We start from the raw sequence: 21,125 nt of genomic DNA, 5'->3' as shown, positions 1-21,125 counted from the left end.
TCACTGGGCCCGATCTTAGCCCGACATGATTGTGGCCTAGACGTTATGACCGTGGTCTGAGCGGCGGCCCGCCCTTAGTCTTTGCAGCTGTTAAGCAAACGGGGGTTGCTTCGGGGAGTGCCCGAGCCGAGCCCCAGCGAAGAAAGGACGGGCCATGAAGCAAGATAGCGTCTTTTACGTAGGTGTCGATGTGTCGAAGGCGAAGCACGCCATTGCGGTTGCCGAGAGTGGTCGCAATGGGGAGGTCCGGTTTTTCGGCGAGATCGAGGCGAGGCCGGCGGCGGTCGAGCGCTTCGTGCGCAGGCTGGAGAAAAAGCATCCTCGCCTGCATTTTTGTTACGAAGCCGGCCCGACCGGCTACGGGCTCTGCCGGCAGATCGTCGAGCTCGGTCAGCGCTGCGATGTCGTTGCGCCTTCGCTGATCCCCAAGCGCCCGGGCGAGCGCGTCAAGACGAACCGGCGCGATGCGGTCAGCCTAGCACGGCTGTTGCGGGCCGGAGAACTGAAGGGAATCTGGGTTCCAGACGCGGTGCATGAAGCGGTGCGCGACATGGTGCGGGTGCGTGCCGCGGCGAGCGAGGATCTGCGCAAGAAGCGCCAGATGCTGCTTTCGTTCCTGCTGCGCCATGGCCGGGTCTTTACCGGTTTCAAGAACTGGACCCGGGCTCATGCCCGCTGGCTGGCGGCGCAAAAGTTCGACCATCCGGCACAGCAGATCGTGTTCCAGGACCAGGTCGACGTGATCACCGATGCGCAGGCTCGGCTGGAGCGGCTGGATGCGCAGTTGGCCGAGCTGGTACCGAGCTGGTCGATGGCGCCGGTGGTGGCGGCCTATCAGGCGCTGCGTGGTGTGTCCTTCATCGTCTCCGTCACCTTTGTCAGCGAAGTCGGCGATGTCCGCCGCTTCGACAATCCGCGCCAGCTGATGGCCTTTCTCGGCCTGGTGCCCTCGGAGCGCTCGACCGGCGAGACGGTCAAGCGCGGTGGCCTGACATTGGCCGGCAATCGCCGCGCCCGCCGCGTCCTGATCGAAGGCGCTTGGGCCTACCGCTATCCCGCCAGGGTGACGGAGCCCATTCGCGTCCGCCTCGAGGGCCTGCCGAAGGCGGTACGCGAGATCGCCTGGAAGGCGCAGACCCGGCTTTGCGCCCGCTACCGGCGCCTGATGGCCGCGGGCAAGAAGAAACCCATCGTCGTTGCGGCGATCGCGCGCGAGATGGCGGCGTTCCTGTGGGCCATTGGCCACCAGGTCGAACCGGTCAACTGAAATGCGGTGCGCTTGCTGTTCATCGAAGGTCAGGATCCCGGTAAGCGCGCGCCCGGCGCGGGCGCCGCCGGATTGAGGGCTCTGCCCGCGCCGGATCTCTCGGCGGAAAAACCGGGCAGTACGGCGACGGGATGTGGCCACGGTGGGGAACTCCCGTCCCTAACTATGTGGCTGGGCATCAGCCCAACGCCCGATGCTAGACAGGGATAGCCCAGGACGGATTACGGAAGTGCGGTAACCAACCCGCGGATAAGAGCTGGATCAACCGTCGTCTCAAGCCCATCCCGTCTCCGTGCTGCCCCCTCATCAATGACGAACAAACCTGTGGCAAAAGACATAGGGCGAAAAAACGTCATCCCTCATTCTTGACCACGGTGATGATGTTGGATGCCCAGAGCGTGTCCAATAACCGGAGGGGAGTCCAGTAATGAAGGGCGAAGCGAACGCCTAGCCACTCACCACGAAGCTTTCAAAATAAAGATCTCATCTTCACTCACGAAAGCGCATTCCGCACCACGAATCTCGAGTTGCAATTTGGCGTACGTCTCCCCAACTGCATGTCGGGCATAAGTCTGGACCAGCCTCTTTTCGCCGATTTACAAAGCGTAAGTGAGGTCGCATTTGCAAACATCTGGAAAAGACTAGGCTCAACATAGTGAAACGCACCCTCGCCGGGTAGCCCTAGTTCATACCGTGACCTCGGGCGAAACGTCGCTCTCTCCAGCCTGGAACCTATCCCGCTTCTCTCACCGCGCCCAGGCTCGAGAGGCATCTTGATTGGCGCGGGTCGGTGCTGCTCATCCCCGTTTTGAGGACGAGCGCAGCCAGTGCCACGGGAGCGGCGGTGCTGTGCTGCAATTTTCCTCTGTTGTTTGCGGGAAGGGTTCAGGTCCGGCGGCGTCAGCGGGCCGCGGCGCTTATTCGAGGTGGGCCAGGGCAAATTCGTCCGCGTATGGACAGGCTGAAGCCATTGCGACCTTGATCCGACGCACCGAGACACGGGCTTGTACGCCGATCTTCAGCAGTTTCAATCTGATCGTGCCGCGGCTGGCGTTGGCGAGCCGGGTATGGGCGAGACCGAGGCGACGCAGGGCGCAGATCAGGACATACGCAAACGAGACGAACCAGAGCCGCAGCTGATTGGCGCGCATGGAGAACTGGTACGATCGGCGTAGAGGTCTCGAGCTGGCATTCTTTGATCCGGTTCTCCATGTCGCCGCGGGCGCAGTAGAGCTCCTCGTAAAGCGCCCGTGCCGCCCAGCGACCCGGCTTTGAGTGAGGTCACGACGAAGCTCGGATTGGCCCCCTGCGGCACGGCTCGTTGGCACGACGATTCCGGCATCGCCAGAAGAAGCACCAACCGCTAGACCGCGCAGATCCAAAAACGTGACCCAGTGCCCTCATTCTGCAGAAGGACTGCGGAAGAAACTCCGATGATTCCTGCTCAGGGTTCACCGATCTCACTTTCTCATCGCGCTATATCAATTTGCTGTTGGACAGGCTCGCCGCCTCCGCGAATGGTGCTGTCATCCAAATTTCACAGGTGTGATTGCTATGGACCTGACTCAGTTCAATGTTGACGAATTATTCCAGAAGAGCATCGTCTGGGATGCTCATTGCGGAATGGACCCTCAGATCCCGATCGACGTCAATTCGCTTGAGCGAATCCGGAAGGCCGGGTTCACGTTCGTCAGCACCAACGTCGGTTATGACGTGTTGCCTTGGCATGATACATTTCCGGTCATAGCCGGCTACCGCAAGTTCCTGAGCGACAACACGGACAAGTACATTCTCGTTTCCAGCGTCGCAGACGTGCTTGCGGCCAAGCGGGAAGGAAAGCTAGCGGTATCCATGGACATCGAGGGCGTATCGGCACTCGACAACAAGATTGAGCTCGTCGAGACCTACCATCGCCTGGGCGTTCGCCAGATCTCATTCGTCTATAACAAGGACAACGCTGCAGGCGGCGGCTGCCATGGCGCCAACACAGGGATCACTCCGTTCGGCCGGGAGGTCATCAGGGAGATGAACCGCATCGGCTTGCTCGTTGACGGAACGCACTGCAGTCCCAGGATGTCGATCGACATGGCAGAAACCTCGTCGAAGCCGATCATCATCAGCCATTCCAACAGCCGCGCTCTCCACGACCACCCTCGCAACATCTGGAATGAGCAGGCTGTTGCCTGCGCGCACACCGGGGGCGTGATCGGCGTTACCGGAATTCGTATCTTCCTGACAAATGCAGGTGACAACACCTCCAATATCGATCTCCTCGTGAGGAACATCGATCATTACTGTGAATTGGTCGGCCCACAGCACGTGGGCATCGGAACCGATTTTGCGGAGATAACGGCTGCGCTTTCGACGCGCTTCGCCAGTGCAACCGATTACTGGCCGCCGGAGCATTACCCGGCCGGAGCCGACCTCGGCTTCGTAGATATCGAGATGTTCGCCCAGATCACGGCCGCCCTTTCGGCAAGGGGCTATAGCAATAAGGACATCAGCGGAATTCTTGGCGGCAACTTCATGCGAGCAGCAGCGGCGAACTGGGAGTAGGCATTGGCAGCCGGCGGCAGTCGAAAGAGGCGCTGCCCGATTCTGACAAGCCTAGCGCAGGAAGACGACGCTATTGAGGACCACGCTTTATGGCGAAGACCGCCACTCCCATGGCTTACGACGTCGGCATAATCGGGGCAGGCATCGCGGGGTGTTCGACCGCCTATTACCTGGCCCGCCAGGGCGTGCGCGTTGCGGTTTTCGATCGCGGTCCGATCGCAGGAGAACAGTCAAGCCGCGCGTGGGGTTTCATCCGAAAGCAGGGCCGCCACCCGGCTGAAATCCCGTTGGCAGCTGAGGCTTCTGTCCTTTGGGACGAGATCACCGATGAGTTCGGCTTCGAATCCACCCAGCGCGTGAAGTCAGGTATCCTTATGCCTGCTGAAACGCCCGAAGACGAACAGGTCGTGGAAACGAGTTATCGCGATGCGCAGACGCACGGGCTGACTTCGGAAATACTGGATGCGAAAGCGCTCAAGGAAAAGCTTCCCGAACTCTCTGGAAGCTGGCGGTGCGCGCTGTTCACGCGAGATGACGGACACGGCGATCCCAAGTTGTCGACACACACGCTAGCCCGCGCGGCAAAGGCGGCTGGTGCCAAGTTCTTCAACGACGAGGTCGTCATTGACTTTACGAGGACAAGCGGCCGCGTGACAGGCATCCGCACGCTGCGGAACACTTATCAATGCGCCAAGATAGTCGTCGCCAGTGGTATCGGGTCAAGGAGGCTCCTCGCGAAACTTAGCTACAACCTACCCGTACAGAACATCCGATCATCGGTGGGCCTGACGACAGCCACCACTCCGTTCACTCAAATTGCCATGTGGGCGCCGACTACGGCTTACCGACCCAGGCCAGATGGGTCCTTCATCATCGGAAACGGTTATCGGAATGCCGGAACTGACTACGACCTGACGCTCCAGGCCTTCACAAACCTTCGGTATTTCCTGCCCGCTCTAAAGCAAAACCAAGGCTTGCTACGTATCGGGTTCGGACGTGACACTATCAGAAGCTTGACGGATCTGCTGCCGGGAAACGGCAAGCATAGGCCGCTCTCGGAGCCTGCCACGAATATCGCGAAGGTGAAACAGAACCTGGCCGAGTTTCGTGCCCTCTTCCCCCACATCAGCGACCTGACTTTGGCGGACAGCTGGGCCGGACGGATCGACACGACACCGGACCTCATTCCCATCATTGACTGTGTTCACAGCTACGACAATGTATACGCTTTGTGCGGGTTTAGCGGTCACGGCTTCGCCCTGGGTCCTGTCGTAGGTAAACAGATGAGCCAGTGGATCGTCGATGGCGCGCCGTCTCTCGATTTGAGCAAGTTCAAGTCCTCCAGGTTCACTGACGGTGACTACGAAATTATAAAGGCTGCGTAAAACCTCACGACAGTCAGTTCCGCACTGCAGCCGCGCAGATCTCATCTCAGCTCATGGACCACGCTTACCGCCCACTAGCTGGCGCGTGCAAGGCGAAGCAGGGGCGCTTTGGTCAGTTATTGCTAGTCCGGGTGCCGACTGGAACGCCCAGATTCACTGACATGACCCCTTCGGCCTCGGCAGGCTCCACCATTTCCGGTGTAGATACCCTGTCAGATCGACAGCCATCGCCCGGAGCGTGAGCGATTTGTCTCTGCGGTTCAACAGGCTGGAACAGTCGTTCTCAGTTTCCACCGCTTTCCATGCGCCGTCCCTTGATGGCCTTCTCCAGCCAGCCGATCTCCATTTCCGGGACGGAGGACAACAGAAGGTCGGTATAGGCGTCGAAGGGCGGCGTCAGCACATTGCTCTTGGAGCCGTAGCGCACCACCTCGCCGCGATACATCACCGCGATGGAGTCGGCGATCGACTTCACGGTCGCGAGGTCGTGGGTGATGAAGAGATAGGCCACCTTCTCGATCTGCTGCAGGTTGAGGAGCAGCTTCAGGATGCCGTTCGCGACCAGCGGGTCGAGCGCCGACGTCACCTCGTCGCAGATGATCAGCTTCGGCTTGGCGGCGAGCGAGCGGGCGATGCAGACGCGCTGCTTCTGGCCGCCGGAAAGCTCGGCCGGATAACGATCGATGAAGCCCTTGCCCATCTCGATCTCGTCGAGCAGCTCGGCGACGCGCTTGTCGCGCTCGCGGCCCTTCATGCCGAAATAGAACTCCAGCGGCCGCCCGATGATGGTGCCCACCGTCTGGCGCGGATTCATCGCCACGTCGGCCATCTGGTAGATCATCTGCAGCTGGCGCAAGTCTTCCTTCGGCCGGTCGGCCAGTCGGTTGCCGAGCGTGCGGCCGTCGAAGACGACGCTGCCCTGCTCCGGCGGCAACAGGCCGGTGATGGCGCGCGCCAGCGTCGATTTGCCGGAGCCGCTCTCGCCGACGACGGCCAGCGTCTGGCCCGGATGGATGTCAACCGAGACGTTCTTGAGCACCTTGACGTGGCCGCCGCCATAGGCGGCCGTCACGTTCTTCACCGAAAGCATCGGAGTCGTGCCCGGCTGCTGCTCCTGATGCGCGATCTCATGCACCGAGACCAGCGCGTTGGTGTATTCCTGGCGCGGCTCCTTGATGATCTGGCGCGTGCCGCCCCACTCGACCAGCCGGCCGTGGCGCAGCACCATGATCTCATCCGAAACCTGCGCGACCACGGCGAGGTCGTGGGTGATGTACAAGGCCGCGACATGGGTGTCGCGGATGGCGTCCTTGATCGCCGCCAGTACATCGATCTGCGTCGTCACGTCGAGCGCCGTGGTCGGCTCGTCGAAGACGATCAGATCGGGTTCCGAGCAGAGGGCCATCGCCGTCATCACGCGCTGCAATTGGCCGCCGGAGACCTGATGCGGGAAGCGCTCGCCGATGGTTTCGGGGTTGGGCAGGCTGAGCTTCTTGAACAGCGCGACGGCGCGCTTCTCGGCTTCCGCCCGGGTAGCCGTACCGTGCAGAAGCGAGGCCTCCACCACCTGGTCCATCAGCCGGTGCGCCGGATTGAAGGCCGCCGCCGACTGGGCGACATAGCACACTTCGCGGCCGCGAAGTTTGCGCAAGCCGTCCTTGCCGCCTTTCAGGATGTCGCGGCCGTTGAGGATGACCTCGCCGCCGGTGATGCGCACGCCGCCACGCCCGTAGCCCATGGAAGACAGGCCGATGGTCGACTTGCCGGCGCCGGATTCGCCGATCAGACCGAGCACCTTGCCCTTCTCCAGCGTCAGCGAGACATCGTGGACAAGGGTGATGGTCCTCGGCGCCTCGCCGGGCGGATAGACGGTCGCCTCGATGCGCAGATTGCGGATGTCGAGCAGGCGGCCGGAATTTGCTTTGTTGTCTGCCATCACCCGCGCCCTCCCTTCAGGCTGGCCGTGCGGTTGAGCACCCAGTCGGCGACGAGATTGACCGAGATCGCCAGCGCCGCGATCGCCGCGGCCGGGATGAGCGCCGCCGGAATGCCGAAGACGATGCCGTCCTTGTTTTCCTTGACCATGCCGCCCCAGTCGGCGTCCGGCGGCTGCACGCCGAGGCCGAGGAAGGAGAGCGTGGACAGGAAAAGCACGGCATAGATGAAGCGCAGGCCGAGTTCCGAAACCAGCGGCGACACCGCATTGGGCAGGATCTCGCGGAAGATGATCCAGCCGCTGCCCTCGCCGCGTAGTTTCGCGGCTTCGACATAGTCCATGACGTTGATGTCGACCGCCACCGCGCGTGACAGGCGATAGACGCGGGTCGAATCGAGGATGCCCATCACCAGGATCAGCGTCACCAGGTTGGACGGCAGCACCGACAGCACGACGAGGCCCATGATCAAGGTCGGGATCGACATCAAGAGGTCGACGAGACGCGACAGGATGGTGTCGAACCAGCCGCCGAACACCGCGGCCGAGAAGCCGAGGATGGCGCCGAGCGAGAAGGAAAGCGCGGTCGCCAGCACCGCGATGAACAGCGTTATGCGCGCGCCGTAGATCATGCGCGACAACAGATCCCGGCCGAGATTGTCGGTGCCCAGCCAATGCGCCGACGACATCGGCTCCCAGACATCGCCGACGATCTCGGCATTGCCATGCGGCGCGATCAAGGGCGCGAATACGGCCATCAGCACAAACAAAGTCGTCAGCACAAGGCCGATCAGCGATGCGATGGGGATGCGTCTGATAGCGAGCATGCCGCCCCCCTTACTTCGGATGCCTGAGCCGCGGATTGGCGACGATCGCCGCGATGTCCGCGATGATGTTGAGGCTGATATAGACGGCTGCGAAGATCAGGCCGACCGCCTGCACGACTGGAACGTCGCGTTTGGTGACATGGTCGACGAGATACTGCCCCATGCCGGGATATACGAAGATCACCTCGACCACGACGACGCCGACCACCAGATAGGCGAGGTTCAGCATCACGACGTTTATGATCGGCGCGATCGCATTCGGGAACGCATGCTTGCGGATAACAGCGAAGGCCGAGAGCCCCTTGAGCTCCGCCGTCTCGACATAGGCCGATTGCATGACGTTGAGGATTGCCGCGCGCGTCATGCGCATCATGTGGGCGAGCACCACCAGCGTCAGCGCCGCCGCCGGCAGCGCGATCGCCTGCAGCCGTTCGCCGACAGACATCCCGTCATAGACGGTGGAGATCGCGGGGAACCACTGATGCTCGACCGCGAAGTAGAAGACCAGAAGGTAGCCGATGAAGAACTCCGGGAAGGACGTCGAGGCAAGCGCCACGCCGGAGATAAGCTTGTCGACCCAGCCGTTACGGTAGCGCACCGCGATCAGGCCAAGCGTGATCGCCAGCGGAATGGCAACGATCGCCGCCCAAAAGGCCAGGAACAGCGTGTTCCACAGCCGTTCCTTGATCGATGTCGCGATGTCCTGCCCGCTCGACATGGCGGTGCCGAGGTCGCCGGTCAGCACGCCACCCAGCCAGTGGAAGTAGCGCATATAGGCGGGCTGGTTGAGCCCGAGCTGCTCGCGCAGGTTGGCGAGCGACTCCGGCGTCGCCGACTGTCCAAGTATGGCTTGCGCGACGTCGCCGGGCAGGATCTGCGTACCGGCGAAGATCAGGACTGAGATGGCAAGCACCAACAAGATGCCCAGCGCAACGCGCTGGGCTATCAGTACCACGATTGCAGGAGACATAAGTAGCCGGCGTGCTCAGGTCTTCAGCCAGCACTTGGAAAGCGCGTAGCCCCCCATCATCTCTTGGTTGCCATCTTCGTACCACCCGCCGACCTGTGGTCCGGTGGCGTCGATGAAGTCGTTGAACATCGGGACGATTGCACCGCCTTCGTCGCGGACGATTTGGCCCATATCGGCATAGAGCTTCTTGCGCTTGTCGGCGTTTAGCTCCGCGCGTGCCTCAAGAAGCATCTTGTCGAACTTCTCATTGAAGAAGCGGGTATCATTCCACTGAGCCTTGGAATAGTACGCAGTGGAATACATTTGGTCCTGCGTTGGACGGCCCCCCCAATAAGACGCACAGAAGGGTTGCTTGTTCCATACTTCAGACCAGTAGCCATCGCCTGGTTCGCGCCTGATCTCGATCTTGATTCCGGCCTTTGCGGCGCTCTGCTGGTACAGTTGGGCGGCGTCGACGGCACCGGGGAAAGCGACGTCGGAGGTCCTGAGCAGCACGGTGCCGTCATGGCCCGACTTCTTGTAGTGGAACTTGGCCTTGTCCGGATCGTATTTGCGTTGCTCCATCTCCGTGAAGAGGGGATAGGACTTGTTGATCGGCGTATCGTTGCCAACGGAGCCATAGCCCTTCAGAATCTTCTGTACGAGCTCTTCCCGGTCGACCGCGAGTTTCAGCGCGAGCCGCAAGTCGTTGTTGTCGAAAGGGGCTGTGTTGCAGTGGGCGAGGAACAAGTAATGGCCATGGCCACTCACGTTGCGGATCGTAATCCCCGGGAGGCGCTTGACAAGTTCGACCACCTTAGGCTCGACACGGTTGATCATGTGAACCTGGCCGCCCTGTAAAGCCGACATGCGGGCAGTTGTATCGTTGATGACGATGATCTCGATCTGGTCCGCGAAACCGCGGTCATCGCGCCAGTAGTTGGCGAATTTTTCGCCTCCGAGCCGGACCCCACTTTGATTGACAGTGACCTTGTAAGGCCCGGTACCGATCCCTTCGGTCGGATTGTCCTTGCCTCCGTTAGGCTGAACCAGAAGATGGTAATCATCCATCAGGTACGGAAGGTCAGCATTGGGTTCCTTCAGCGTGAAGACCACGTTCTGGCCATCGACGGCAATCTTCTCGATGCCCTGCATAATGCCAAGTGCGCCGGACTTGGACTTCTCGTCCGAATGGCGCTCCATTGTGGCGAGGACATCTGCCGGCGTCATTTCCTTACCGTTGTGAAACTGAACGCCTTTGCGGATCTTAAAGGTCCAGATCTTCGCATCCTTGGACGCACCCCACTCTTCGGCGAGCGCGGGCTGAAGTTCGCGCTTGGCGTCGATCTGCACGAGCTGTTCGCCCCATTGACGGCCAAAGAAATAGGATACCTGGCTTTCGAAGATCGCGGGATCAAGGCTGTCAGTGGTCGCGCCACCCTGCATGCCAGCCTTCAGTACCCCGCCTTTGACAGGGCTTTCCGCGCGCGCGTAAGGCGCCAGCAAGCCGTTTGCCAAGGCGACGCCGGCGCCAAACATGGCCGCGCGCCCTAGAAAATCACGCCGGGACATTTCGCTTTTCGCGACAATCCCACTCAAAAAATGCGTTCTATCGGTCATTGCAGTTCCCCTTCGCGCATGCCTTCGTGGCTATTTGATCCATTCTGGAGAACCCGATGATGCCTGTCCAACAACGAATTGATATAGAGCGATGACCAAACGGTATCGCGTAGCCTGTGCGAACCGGATTCTGAGCCGGGTCGGAGAACGGCCCAACCAGTCACAAAACGGGCACGAGCGGCCTGATGACCACTGCTTCAAACAGGCTACGATACCTTGAAACTTGGCACCTGCAGCTCTTTAAGAGGCTTTGATCAGATACAACTCGCTGTCGAACTCGGCCTTAAACCCGCGGGCCGGCATGCTCTACCAAGTGATGCTCTTTCTGTCTTAAGTAACCCGATCGACCAACGGATTCAGGTCCTTTGGACGATCGGCGATCTTCCGTCGGGCTCGTTTCCTGCGATCACGGCAAAAGCCAAACGTACGCTTCCAAGCTGATCGATCTCACTATGGCATCAGCTCATACCAAACGATTGTTGGACATTCATCAACTCACGGCCCATGCATTGTGGGTCGACTGCGCTAAGGCAGGTTAGTGCGGCAACTGGCCCGCTGAAGCGGCGGTATAGTGACGTGCCGTCGGCCGCTCCTGATAGCCTAGTTGCCCGTTTCGACCGCCGTCAGTGGCGAGGCGAAATCCTTGCGGCGGCGCCAGGTACTTTCATTTCGATCGGGGCTAACGATGATCCGCAAATTGGAAAGCTTACTTGAAACGCACCTGTCGGAGAATCTTTGCAACGACCTTGTGGTTCTACTCACTACATTTCCGTTGGTTTGCTTGATTCTGGCATTTTTCGCGCAAGGTTCAGGAAACACGGATGCTTCCATGGCGCAATTCGGACCAGACCGCACTTCATTGGTAATCCCGCCGCGCTGACGCTTTCTTCGATGCTGCCGGATCCATTAATGTTCTGTGCTTTTGAGATTGTCATCGAATGCGCGATTTCTTTTTAACGCATGAGGATCGTGCGTTTCGTGCAGAAGTTCGCACCTTCATATCACGCGAGCTTGCCCCTAAAGTCGATTTGATTGAGCACGAGCAGGATTTCAGCGCGCAATTGGCGGTCGTTCGCGCCTTGGGGCAGGCTGGTTACTTGAAGCTAATGTTCCCTGATCTCTATCGTGGAGCGTTGCCGCAACCGGGCCTTACCCATGCGGCAATTGTTTCTGAGGAAGCGGCCTACCTGAACTATGCCTTCGAGACCACGATTGCCACCGCATTGTCCTGTGCATACCCCATTCACAGGTTCGCGCGGCCGTCCTTGCGCGAGCGCTATTTGTTGCCAATTCTCGAGGGTCGATCTTTGGGATCGATTTGCATGACTGAGCCGAATGTTGGCTCGGACAGTGCGGGCATGAAAACCATAATTCGCTTCGATGAAGTGACTGGCGAATGGGTGGTCTCCGGCCTTAAGCGATACATTTCCAACGCTTCAAAGGCGGATGTCTATATCGTCTGGGGCGTTACCAACCCCGACGTGCCGCCCCAGAAAGGCTTAACTGCTGTTCTGATCCCAGCCCACGCTGAAGGTCTTAGCTTTCCAAGGCTGTACGACTTCATAGGACGGCGAGGCTCGATGGTCGGCGAAGTAGCCATGGACGATGTGCGTGTGCCGGAAGAGAACTTGCTGGGCGAGTTGGATGGCGGCTTCAACGTCATGCTCAGTGCGTTCAATTTCGAAAGGGTGATCCTCGGCGGCTCCGGTCTAGGTGTGGCGCGCGCCGCCTTCGAAATCGCGTGTCAGCACGCTCAGTCACGAGTCAGTTTCGGCCAGAAGCTTGGTCAGAAGCAATTGATCTGGGACATGATCGCGCAGATGAGCTGGAAAATCGACGCGGCCGAGCTGCTAACACACCGAGCTGCCAAAATGTACGATTCGGGGATAGGCGGGAAAGATCTTATGCGTGAGGCTAGTCAAGCCAAACTGGTGGCCACTGAAACAGCTGTTTTCTGCGCGGATCGCACGGTTCAAATTCTCGGCGGTGATGGCGTCACCCGGCAATATGGCAAAGCCGAACAGCTATACCGTGATGCTCGTACGCTGCCGATCGTCGGTGGTACCTCCGAGATGTGCAAGTATCTCATCGCAGCGCGAGAGATGCCATCTATCCGGCTCAATCTTTAATCCAGGTCGAGACGCTATGCACATTGCTCGCATCCTTGAAGCTTCTGCGGACCGGTACCCCGATCATACAGCTTTGGTCTATGAGGATCGTCGCTGGACCTATCGAGAGTGGCTCGATCGAGTTCGACGATTCGCGCAGGCGCTATCGGATCTTGGAGTACGGCCAGGTGATCGGGTCGCTTTCTACGTCTCTACCTCGGAAAACTCGGTGACCACCTTTTTCGCCTGTCAGTTTCTGGGCGCAGTGGCTGTCCCGATGAACTTTCGACTGTCGCCAGGGGAAGCTTCCTATATTCTTAAGGACTCTGGCGCGCGTGTATTGGTCTACGGGAGAGCGCTGACTGACAACGCGCTTAGAATCGCAGAACAGGTTCATTCCGTCCACGATTTCATCGGTTGCGCATATGATCCAAGCAACATCCCCCAGGGACATCATCATTTCGACAGGTTGATTGAGCATACACAAGATCGGGGTCAACCACGCCCGGTTCCGAACGGAGATACTATTTCATCACTGGTCTACACGTCAGGCACCACCGGACGACCGAAAGGTGTGATCCATACTCACGCAAACGACATTGCCATCGCGATGAACTGCGTGATGGAATACTCGCTACGACATGATGACCGCGCGCTACACATTGCGCCGCTGTATCATGTGGGTGGAATGCAAGCCTACTTCATCCCGCATCTTCTGGTAGGCGGCACCAATGTCGTGATCGGGCGCTACGAATCTGAACGTACCCTCCGTACCATCGCTGCAGAGCGCATTACCACGCTCTTTGCAGTGCCGACACAGATCCAGGAAATGCTATTTCATCCGGATTTCGCCAAGTTCGACCTTTCCTCGTTGAGACTTGTTACGACCGGCGGGCAGCGATTTCGTCAAGTACCATGGAGCGCGTCATGGCTGAATTCTGCCCTGGCATATTCAATGGTTATGGAATGACAGAAGCTTCACTGACGCTGATGCTGCATCCGGAAGATGCGTTACGCAAGCTTGGCTCGTGCGGCAAATCCACGTTGATTTCGGAATGCCGCATAATCACCGACGATGCGAGCCGTGAAGTGCCGCCAGATGAACAGGTAAGTCAGGGTGCCATCGGTCAGCTGATAGTACGCGGACCTCAAGCGATGGCCGGTTACTGGAATAAACCGATTGAGACGCAAAAAAAGCTGAAAGCCGGCTGGATTTATACCGGCGATCTGTTCAGCCAAGACCAGGACGGATTCTACTATTTCCACGGACGCGCTGACGACCTGATCATATCAGGCGGCGAGAACATCTACCCGCGCGAGGTCGAAGAAATTCTGTATCGCTGTCCGGGAGTACAGGAGGCCTCGGTTGTAGGCCTGTCGGACGACAAATGGGGCCAGATTGTCGTCGCCTTTGTTGTTCGTTCCGATCCGAACCTCGAGGCGGCGACACTTGACGCGTACGTCCGGGGTAGCCGAGATCTTGCATCTTACAAGCGTCCCAAGCGCTACGAGTTCCTGGATGCCTTGCCGACTAATCCGAGCGGCAAAGTTTTAAAACGTGAGCTGATCGCGCGCTACGATAGAACTTCGCCCAAACAAGTTGCTTGAGGCTAACTACGATGGCAACTCCCCTGCACGATTTTCTCCATGACAGCAGTGCGGACTCGATTCCCGCCGAGGTGCTGGGTCTGGGGCGGCGTTGGCTTCTCGACCTCTTAGGAGTAGCGATCGGCGGAACAAGCACTAGTATGTCCCAGATCGCGCGCAATCACGTGGTTAGACATTTTGGGCCGGGTCAAAAACCTGCGCGACTTTTGTTTGACGGCCGTAACGCCAGTCCGGCCGGCGCCGCACTGGCAGGCGGTATGACGATCGATGCACTTGATGCGCACGACGGACACAAGCTTACCAAGGGTCACGTTGGATGCGGGGTCTTGCCTGCGCTTATGGCGATGTCTGAGGCCGAAGGGGAGCTCGATGATCGTGCGTTTCTCGCTGGCCTCGTGATTGGCTATGAGATTGGAACACGCGCAGGCATTGCGCTGCATCGGACTGCTAGCGATTACCACACGTCCGGCGCTTGGGTTGCTGTGGCGGCGGCGGCGCTTGGCGCCAGGCTGTTGCACCTGGGCAGGGTTCGTACGCGAGAGGCGCTGGGTATTGCCGAGTACCACGGACCAAGAAGCCAGATGATGCGCTGCATAGACGCCCCAACGATGGTAAAGGACGGCTCGGGTTGGGGTTCGATGGCCGGGGTCTCCGCGGCATACTTGGCGGCTGACGGCTTCACCGGCGCACCAGCGTTGACCGTCGAAGCGCCGGATGTGTCCGACTTGTGGTCGGACTTAGGAAGCAAGTGGCGCATCTCAGAGCAGTATTTCAAGCCCTTTCCTATTTGCCGCTGGGCTCAGCCCGCGGTCCATGCGGTGCTCACGCTGCGGGCGAGACATGATCTAAAGTCCGACATGATCGCGTCCGTTAATCTGACTACCTTTCATGAATCGAAACGCCTCGCTATTCGATCTCCGGAAACGACCGAGCAAGCACAGTATTCGACCGCTTTTCCAGTTGCTGTTGGCCTTGTCCACGGCACCGTCGAGCCCGAACATGTTGCAGAAGCCTCTTTCGCAAATCCGGAAATCCGACGGCTGGTCGAAGGCATGACGATCACCGAGAGCGCCGAGTTTAACAGCGCATTCCCGGCCCGGCGCTTCTCTTCCGTGGAACTGCAATTGAAAGACGGACGCGTGCTCTACTCGGGCCCAACCGAAGCTTCCGGAGATCCGGAGGTGCCGGCGTCGACGGCACAGATCCGCGCAAAATTTCATAGATACGCTAACGCGCGACTTGGAGGCCTGCGCGCATCGGCTATCGATCAAGCCGTGGAACGGCTAGGGGATGGTTCGGGCGCAGAGCTGCTATTTGAACTGGCGACCACAGCCGCGATCGAGGATGTTTCATCTTGCTGGCATGCGGGATCAACGAAACCGTGCAGGTAAACCAAGAAGTCTGATCGGAAGCTTTTGGTCATTTTCTCTTTGATCGTTAGCTCTCCAACACAATTGGTGACTCCGCGCCGACCGAATTCGGGAGGAGCGGCCACATTCATCAACATTGTCACTTTGGGAGCATGGACTGTGCTAGCTCCAGGGTGGGATCGACAACGCTTGCCAAATCGCCGACACCAGGAGCCGAACTGCAAGTTCCACCTTCTCCACCCAGCTATTGCCCACCTGTTCCGCTGCCTGTTCAGCTTCTGCCGCACCCAAGTCCCGGTCGCGGATCAGCGACCAGGACAGCGCTGAAGTGCCGATCAGGCCAAGGCGGGCTACGAGCGATCTGTTAACCTCCCGGGATTGCTCCAGCCCCGCTCGGATGCGAACGACGGCCTCGCTCAACGCCCCAGTCAGATCATCAGATCGATGCTCACTCGCTCGAACTGCGCCACGCTGGTGAGCCTCTCCTCTATTTCTACAGAGCGATCGACGCGAATGGTCACCAGGGTGACCGACTTCTCGCCGGCCTCATTGATGTCCCTCCCCTGAGGAGTTCCTGGCATCACAAGCGTGCTCGCACCGGAATACACCTGGCGAACGTGAATATGGCCAAGAGGCCAATGTCAAAGCCGTGGCCTGCAGTTCGGCGACACTGCAAGGTGCATAGTGCATAGACGTCATGGCCCGGGGAGCGGGCCAGGGTCGTGTGCATAATGCCGATGTTCGCAGTTTCCCCGGCGATGCTCGAGGCTCGCAGAATATGAGCAAGGTGGCGGTCGCATTTGAGCTGCTCTGCTGGCACCAAGTGTGCAGGCCCTCCTGATCAAAGATGGCCACGCTCCAGGACTTTCAATCGCGCCATATCCTGTATGATGCCGCCTGCGGCATTCTCGTCGGCTCCAATGCCGCTAGCCAGGAACGGGTCAGACGGAACTTCATGTCGTTCCCCTCCGCACCGCGCGCCAAAAGCGGCCCGCTTGGAATTGGGACCCTTCGTCAGCATTGCGCGCCCATGCCGACTTAATTTTGCTCATTTCCCGTATCAAAGAGTTGGACTCATTGATGATCCCGATGACGCCACCAGCCCGAAGTCGGCAGCTCCAGCCTTCGACGGAACCTAGGGATCAGTTCACATCTGTGCGACTACCGCGCAGACCTGCAGAGAGAGGCAATTGGACGAGCACAACCCCAAGGAAGAACCGATCGAGACCGTCTTCCGGAACGGCACGATCACCGTCGTCGGCATGTTGCTGGCGTTTTCTCTGGGTTTCGTCACACATTGGGCGGCGAACCCCGTTCCGTGGCGACTTTACGACCTGTTCGCAGTGGCCCCAATCCTGGTCGGCATAGCCTCGCAGATGCGGGCGCTGTCGCTGTTGCTCGACGTGAGTTCGCTGCGACGCCAGGTATACCAACGCGCCAACCGCATTTTCATGGCCGGCATCCTCCTGACCGCCTGCGGCGTAGGGTCGGCAATTCTGCTTGACGTCTTCGAAGTCGCGTCGACGGTCACGCTGACTGGAGCGTAACCAAGGCACCACCGTCAAGCGCTTTCACGCCCTGTGAGTTCATCTCAGCGCTGTTGCGACTGCTGGCCTCGAATTTGTCGAGCACGTCTTCAATAGCCCAAAGGCCGCAGGCCCCGTACCACGATCGGTGTGCTTCGACGCAAGGATGCTTTTTTTCGGCATTCTTCCATCCCGACCGTGTTGCCCCATTGGTTTGAAACCATGCGACTCGGCCCATCTTGAGCGGCATCTCGGGGAGCAGACATTGCAACAGTTTCTTCAAAGAAATTCATAGACTCTTAGCAACCCGAAATCGCTAAGAATGGTAGGCTTATCTCAACGTATCAGGCTAGCCAGAGGACTCAAAACCCCGTCCTTCCTATTCCGCGACCGCCGAACCGCGTGAAATCTATAACTAAAGGCAATAGCAAGAAGAGCTCCCGTCATGGTTGCTCCAACTCAATCACTGTCGGTTCGACACAATCACATGCGTGGAAATAGGTGCGTATCTACGCGACCGCCGAGAGTGTCCGGTTGGTGATATAAGCAGCGAGATAATTGGGTCGAAAGCTGCAACATCTGTGGAGAACACCAAATGACAAATTCTGTGCAAAGGGTGTCCCTTCTTTTCTTGTGGTTTGATGCTGAACAATGATGACACTGGTCAGCCGCCTACGAGCGGCAGCGCATTTTGATCGCCTTCGAATCCTGGGGCTTTGCGCGCATGCGGATTTAACAGTCTGCGAGCTGGCAGACATTTTGGATCTGCGTCGCGATCGCGTTGTGCGACACGTCCGGCTACTCGCCAGAGCCGACTTTCTTTGCTGCGACGAACGACGCCCGTGGCGCTCCTATCATCTCAAACCCGGACGCAAGGACGGCGGTCTGGTCCAATTGCTAGTCGATCTCCTGCCCCGCTGCGATGGCCATCATGAACGAGACCTACAACGACTCGAAGCGATGCGAGACGAGCAAGCGAAGGGGACAGCCTGCTTGATCGCGAAATAGATCGATCCAATTGGAGCGCGAGCCTATGATGGACAATTCTGCTAAGCGCCCTATCGCGCAGCCCGACACTTACGGACGCTCTTCCTTAGCCTCGGTTGATAGCTGCGTTCACGAACTGCTCCTGAGAGCAGAGCAACAGGAGCGCACGACGCTCAAACTCATCGCTTCTGAAAACTTTGCCTCCTCGGCAGTGCTCGAAGCGACCGGGTCCATTTTCACAAACAAGTACGCCGAGGGGTACCCCGGTGCGCGCTACTATGCGGGCAACGAGGTCGTCGATGAGCTTGAGAATCTCGCCATCGAGCGCTTGAAGAAACTGTTTGGAAGCGAACACGCCAACGTCCAGCCCTATTCCGGCTCGCCGGCCAATCAGGCTGTCTATCGGGCGCTTTTGAAGCGCCGCGACAAAGTCATGGGCTTGCCCATTCCCGAAGGGGGTCATCTGACCCATGGTTGGGCTATCAACTTTTCCGGAACCGACTATCAACGGGTCCCCTATGGGCTACATGAAAAGACCCAGCAAATTGACTATGACCTCTTGCGCGAGACAGCTAAGCGGGAACGGCCGCGGCTCATTTGGATCGGCGGAACTGCTTATCCGCGTGTCTTTGACTACGCGGCAATGGCAGAAATTGCTCGGGAGGCGAACGCCTATCTCGTGGCCGACATTGCGCACATCAGCGGCCTGATTGTGGCAGAAGCGCATCCGAATCCCGTATGCCATAGCGACGTCGTCAGCAGCACCTCCCATAAGTCGATTCGCGGCCCCCGCGGTGGCTTCATTTTGTCGAGGAACGAAGATCGTTATCAGGCGCTCTATCATCCGGAAAGCAAATACAATCTCGCCAGGCGGATTGATCGCGCGGTCTTCCCGCACCTGCAAGGCGGGCCACATATGAATGTTATCGCTGCACTAGCAGTCGCCTTACAGGAAGCGGCGACCCCAGCATTCCGCATCTACGGGCAACAGACCGTCAAGAATGCCAAGGCTCTGGCCCAGGCGCTGCTTGAGCGAGGTTATGACCTGGTTACCGGGGGGACCGACAATCACATGCTCATCCTTGACCTGCGCGATCGACCACTGTCAGGCAAGGCCTATGCCGAGCGATTATCAAAGGCGGGCATCATTACGAATTTTAATATGGTGCCGGGAGATCCGCGCGATCCGGCGGTTACAAGCGGAATTCGCTTGGGGTCGCCAGCAGTCACGTCAATGGGCATGCGCGAGGGGGAAATGGTGCAAATCGCTGCCTTTATCGACCGGGTCTGTCGCCAGCCCGAAAATCCGGATGTTCATGCCAGCGTGCGAAAAGACGTTGCCGACTTATGCGCTGCATTCGAGGTCCCGGGCATCACCGACAGGTAAAGCGGGTTAAGAAAAATGCCCCATGCAAACTCCAACACCCGAAGCGAGGCATTTCATGGCTAGGCAGTTCGTTTTCTCTTCCGAATCGGTTGGCGCGGGGCACCCCGATAAGCTCGCCGACAACATCTCGGACGCAATCCTCGACGCAGTCTTGCGCTTCGATCGGAAGGCGCGCGTCGCTTGTGAAGCCCTGGTGAAGACATGTGAAGCCTTGGTGAAGACAGGAACCGTCGTTCTGGCTGGAGAGATTACCAGCGATGTGAAGGTCGACTACGGCCAAGTGGCCCGCGATACGATTGTTGATATTGGATACGATGACGAAGCGGTTGGCTTTGACGGCCGGCGTTGCTCCATCATTCATGCCCTCACCGAGCAATCACCCGACATCAGCCAAGGCGTTGACGAGGGTCGGGGGCAGGATCTCGAACAGGGAGCGGGAGATCAGGGCCTCATGTTCGGCTATGCATGCCGCGAGACCGATACTTTGATGCCGTTGCCGATCCAGCTCGCCCACCGTTTAACGAAAAGACAGGCGGATGTTCGCAAGGCAGGTCATCTTGGCTGGTTGCGCCCTGACGTGAAATCCCAAGTCTCCGTGCGCTATGAGGGCTTGCGCCCCGTCGCTCTGGATACCATCGTCGTGTCGACGCAACACAATGAGCAGGTTTCGCAAGAGACGGTTCGCGATGGCGTCATTGAGGAAATAATAAAGCCGGTCCTGCCGACCGACCTGGATACGGAAGGCATCCGAATTCTGGTCAATCCAACGGGACGGTTCGTGGTCGGGGGCCCCCGCGGCGACTGCGGCCTTACCGGACGCAAGATCATCGTCGATTCCTATGGCGGAATGGGACGTCACGGCGGCGGCGCCTTTTCGGGCAAGGACCCGTCCAAGGTTGACCGCTCGGCTGCCTATGCCGCGCGATATGTTGCGAAGAATGTGGTGGCCAGCGGACTTGCGGACGTCTGCGAGGTACAACTTGCTTACGCGATCGGCGTGGCCAGTCCGGTTTCTGTCATGGTCAATACTTTCGGGACAGCGAGGGTCGAGGAAAGAAGGATCGAGCAGCTCATTCCTGAGTTGTTCGATCTCAAACCGAAGGGGATTATCAAGATGCTCGATCTCTTACGCCCGATTTACCGCAAGACTGCGACCTATGGTCATTTCGGTCGCGAAGAGCCCGAGTTCACCTGGGAGAGGACTGATAGAGCCGACGATTTGCGGCGCGAGGCAGGGCTCGCCGCACCTTGAAACCCGGCGCCAAAGGACGCGCAACACCTCTTCTATGGCCAGACTTCGGCCGGCCGGGATGGAAGAAAGCCGGGGTCCGTTGGCGGAACCAAGAAAGCCATTGATGGTGAAATGTGACCTGCTTTAAATCGGCGATGCTATTGTAGAAATCATTGCGCACGACGCGGATTTTCCCGAAAAGCAATGCATTGGCAAGTCGCGATGACCCTTGGTCGACACTCTGCGCGCCGAGCTGCTGATTTGTGAGCGTCACAATGCAGCCCGCATCTGACCTGCCTCTGTCAACCAACTACCCAGCGGTGCGGTGCTCGTGACGCTTACGCTGTTTTTGCAAGCTCTTTCGCCGTGGC

15 protein-coding genes and 2 pseudogenes are annotated in these 21,125 nt (G+C 58.8%); 10 read left to right on the top strand and 7 right to left on the bottom strand.

Features of this window, described 5'->3' with window-relative positions:
* Positions 1-154: 154 nt before the first annotated feature.
* Positions 155-1,267: an IS110 family RNA-guided transposase gene (locus tag ACVMIM_RS12505; protein WP_040973258.1), complete on the top strand. Its 1,113-nt coding sequence runs from the start codon at positions 155-157 to the stop codon at positions 1,265-1,267.
* Between the two features lie 900 nt (positions 1,268-2,167).
* Here ACVMIM_RS12505 and ACVMIM_RS12500 read toward each other — a convergent pair.
* Positions 2,168-2,573 (bottom strand): annotated as a pseudogene (locus tag ACVMIM_RS12500) (transposase); the annotation flags it as partial.
* A 248-nt stretch (positions 2,574-2,821) separates the two neighbouring features.
* Here ACVMIM_RS12500 and ACVMIM_RS12495 point away from each other — a divergent pair.
* Together ACVMIM_RS12495 and ACVMIM_RS12490 are read left to right on the top strand one after the other, a co-directional pair.
* Positions 2,822-3,823, top strand: a complete 1,002-nt coding sequence (locus tag ACVMIM_RS12495; RefSeq protein ID WP_476112248.1) for a dipeptidase — start codon at positions 2,822-2,824, stop codon at positions 3,821-3,823.
* An 89-nt stretch (positions 3,824-3,912) separates the two neighbouring features.
* Positions 3,913-5,208: an NAD(P)/FAD-dependent oxidoreductase gene (locus tag ACVMIM_RS12490; protein ID WP_476112246.1), complete on the top strand. Its 1,296-nt coding sequence runs from the start codon at positions 3,913-3,915 to the stop codon at positions 5,206-5,208.
* Between the two features lie 283 nt (positions 5,209-5,491).
* On the opposite strand, the gene ACVMIM_RS12485 is transcribed toward ACVMIM_RS12490, so the two are convergent.
* Genes ACVMIM_RS12485 through ACVMIM_RS12470 form a run of 4 tightly spaced genes read right to left on the bottom strand, consistent with a single transcriptional unit; the run spans position 5,492 to position 10,537 of the window.
* Positions 5,492-7,144, bottom strand: coding sequence for an ABC transporter ATP-binding protein (locus tag ACVMIM_RS12485; RefSeq protein WP_476112244.1), 1,653 nt, complete (start codon positions 7,142-7,144; stop codon positions 5,492-5,494).
* A complete protein-coding gene (locus ACVMIM_RS12480; protein ID WP_476112242.1) occupies positions 7,144-7,968 on the bottom strand; it encodes an ABC transporter permease in 825 nt (274 codons plus the stop codon). Before ACVMIM_RS12480 ends, ACVMIM_RS12485 begins: the two co-directional genes overlap by 1 nt.
* Positions 7,969-7,978: 10 nt before the next feature.
* The gene (locus tag ACVMIM_RS12475; protein WP_476112240.1) at positions 7,979-8,938 is read right to left on the bottom strand and encodes an ABC transporter permease; all 960 of its coding nucleotides are present in this window, start codon (positions 8,936-8,938) and stop codon (positions 7,979-7,981) included.
* 15 nt (positions 8,939-8,953) lie between these two features.
* Positions 8,954-10,537, bottom strand: a complete 1,584-nt coding sequence (locus tag ACVMIM_RS12470) for an ABC transporter substrate-binding protein (protein ID WP_476112238.1) — start codon at positions 10,535-10,537, stop codon at positions 8,954-8,956.
* 938 nt (positions 10,538-11,475) lie between these two features.
* Here ACVMIM_RS12470 and ACVMIM_RS12465 point away from each other — a divergent pair.
* From ACVMIM_RS12465 to ACVMIM_RS12450, 4 genes and pseudogenes are all read left to right on the top strand, one after another.
* Positions 11,476-12,666, top strand: coding sequence for an acyl-CoA dehydrogenase family protein (locus tag ACVMIM_RS12465; protein WP_476112236.1), 1,191 nt, complete (start codon positions 11,476-11,478; stop codon positions 12,664-12,666).
* A pseudogene (locus ACVMIM_RS12460) lies at positions 12,572-13,755 on the top strand (AMP-binding protein); the annotation flags it as partial. The gene ACVMIM_RS12465 and the pseudogene ACVMIM_RS12460, both read left to right, overlap by 95 nt.
* Before the next feature lie 45 nt (positions 13,756-13,800).
* Positions 13,801-14,253: a class I adenylate-forming enzyme family protein gene (locus tag ACVMIM_RS12455; protein WP_476117199.1), complete on the top strand. Its 453-nt coding sequence runs from the start codon at positions 13,801-13,803 to the stop codon at positions 14,251-14,253.
* Between the two features lie 11 nt (positions 14,254-14,264).
* Entirely contained in the window at positions 14,265-15,644 is a 1,380-nt protein-coding gene (locus ACVMIM_RS12450) for an MmgE/PrpD family protein (protein WP_476112234.1), read from the top strand.
* A gap of 141 nt (positions 15,645-15,785) precedes the next feature.
* On the opposite strand, the gene ACVMIM_RS12445 is transcribed toward ACVMIM_RS12450, so the two are convergent.
* A complete protein-coding gene (locus ACVMIM_RS12445) occupies positions 15,786-16,043 on the bottom strand; it encodes a hypothetical protein (RefSeq protein ID WP_476112232.1) in 258 nt (85 codons plus the stop codon).
* Positions 16,044-16,051: 8 nt separating this feature from the next.
* Positions 16,052-16,204, bottom strand: coding sequence for a hypothetical protein (locus tag ACVMIM_RS12440; protein ID WP_476112230.1), 153 nt, complete (start codon positions 16,202-16,204; stop codon positions 16,052-16,054).
* Between the two features lie 609 nt (positions 16,205-16,813).
* Here ACVMIM_RS12440 and ACVMIM_RS12435 point away from each other — a divergent pair.
* The 3 genes from ACVMIM_RS12435 (at position 16,814) to metK (ending at position 20,775) form a co-directional block, all read left to right on the top strand.
* Positions 16,814-17,170: a hypothetical protein gene (locus ACVMIM_RS12435; RefSeq protein ID WP_476112228.1), complete on the top strand. Its 357-nt coding sequence runs from the start codon at positions 16,814-16,816 to the stop codon at positions 17,168-17,170.
* Positions 17,171-18,185: 1,015 nt separating this feature from the next.
* On the top strand, positions 18,186-19,523 hold the full coding sequence (locus tag ACVMIM_RS12430; protein WP_476117197.1) for a serine hydroxymethyltransferase: 1,338 nt from the start codon (positions 18,186-18,188) through the stop codon (positions 19,521-19,523).
* Positions 19,524-19,578: 55 nt separating this feature from the next.
* Positions 19,579-20,775 (top strand): methionine adenosyltransferase, encoded by a 1,197-nt coding sequence (gene metK, locus ACVMIM_RS12425; RefSeq protein WP_476112226.1) that lies wholly within the window; start codon positions 19,579-19,581, stop codon positions 20,773-20,775.
* Positions 20,776-21,125: the final 350 nt, after the last annotated feature.

The sequence above is a fragment of the Mesorhizobium sp. USDA 4413 genome (assembly GCF_056280365.1).
This window is presented reverse-complemented; position numbering and strand designations above follow the sequence as displayed.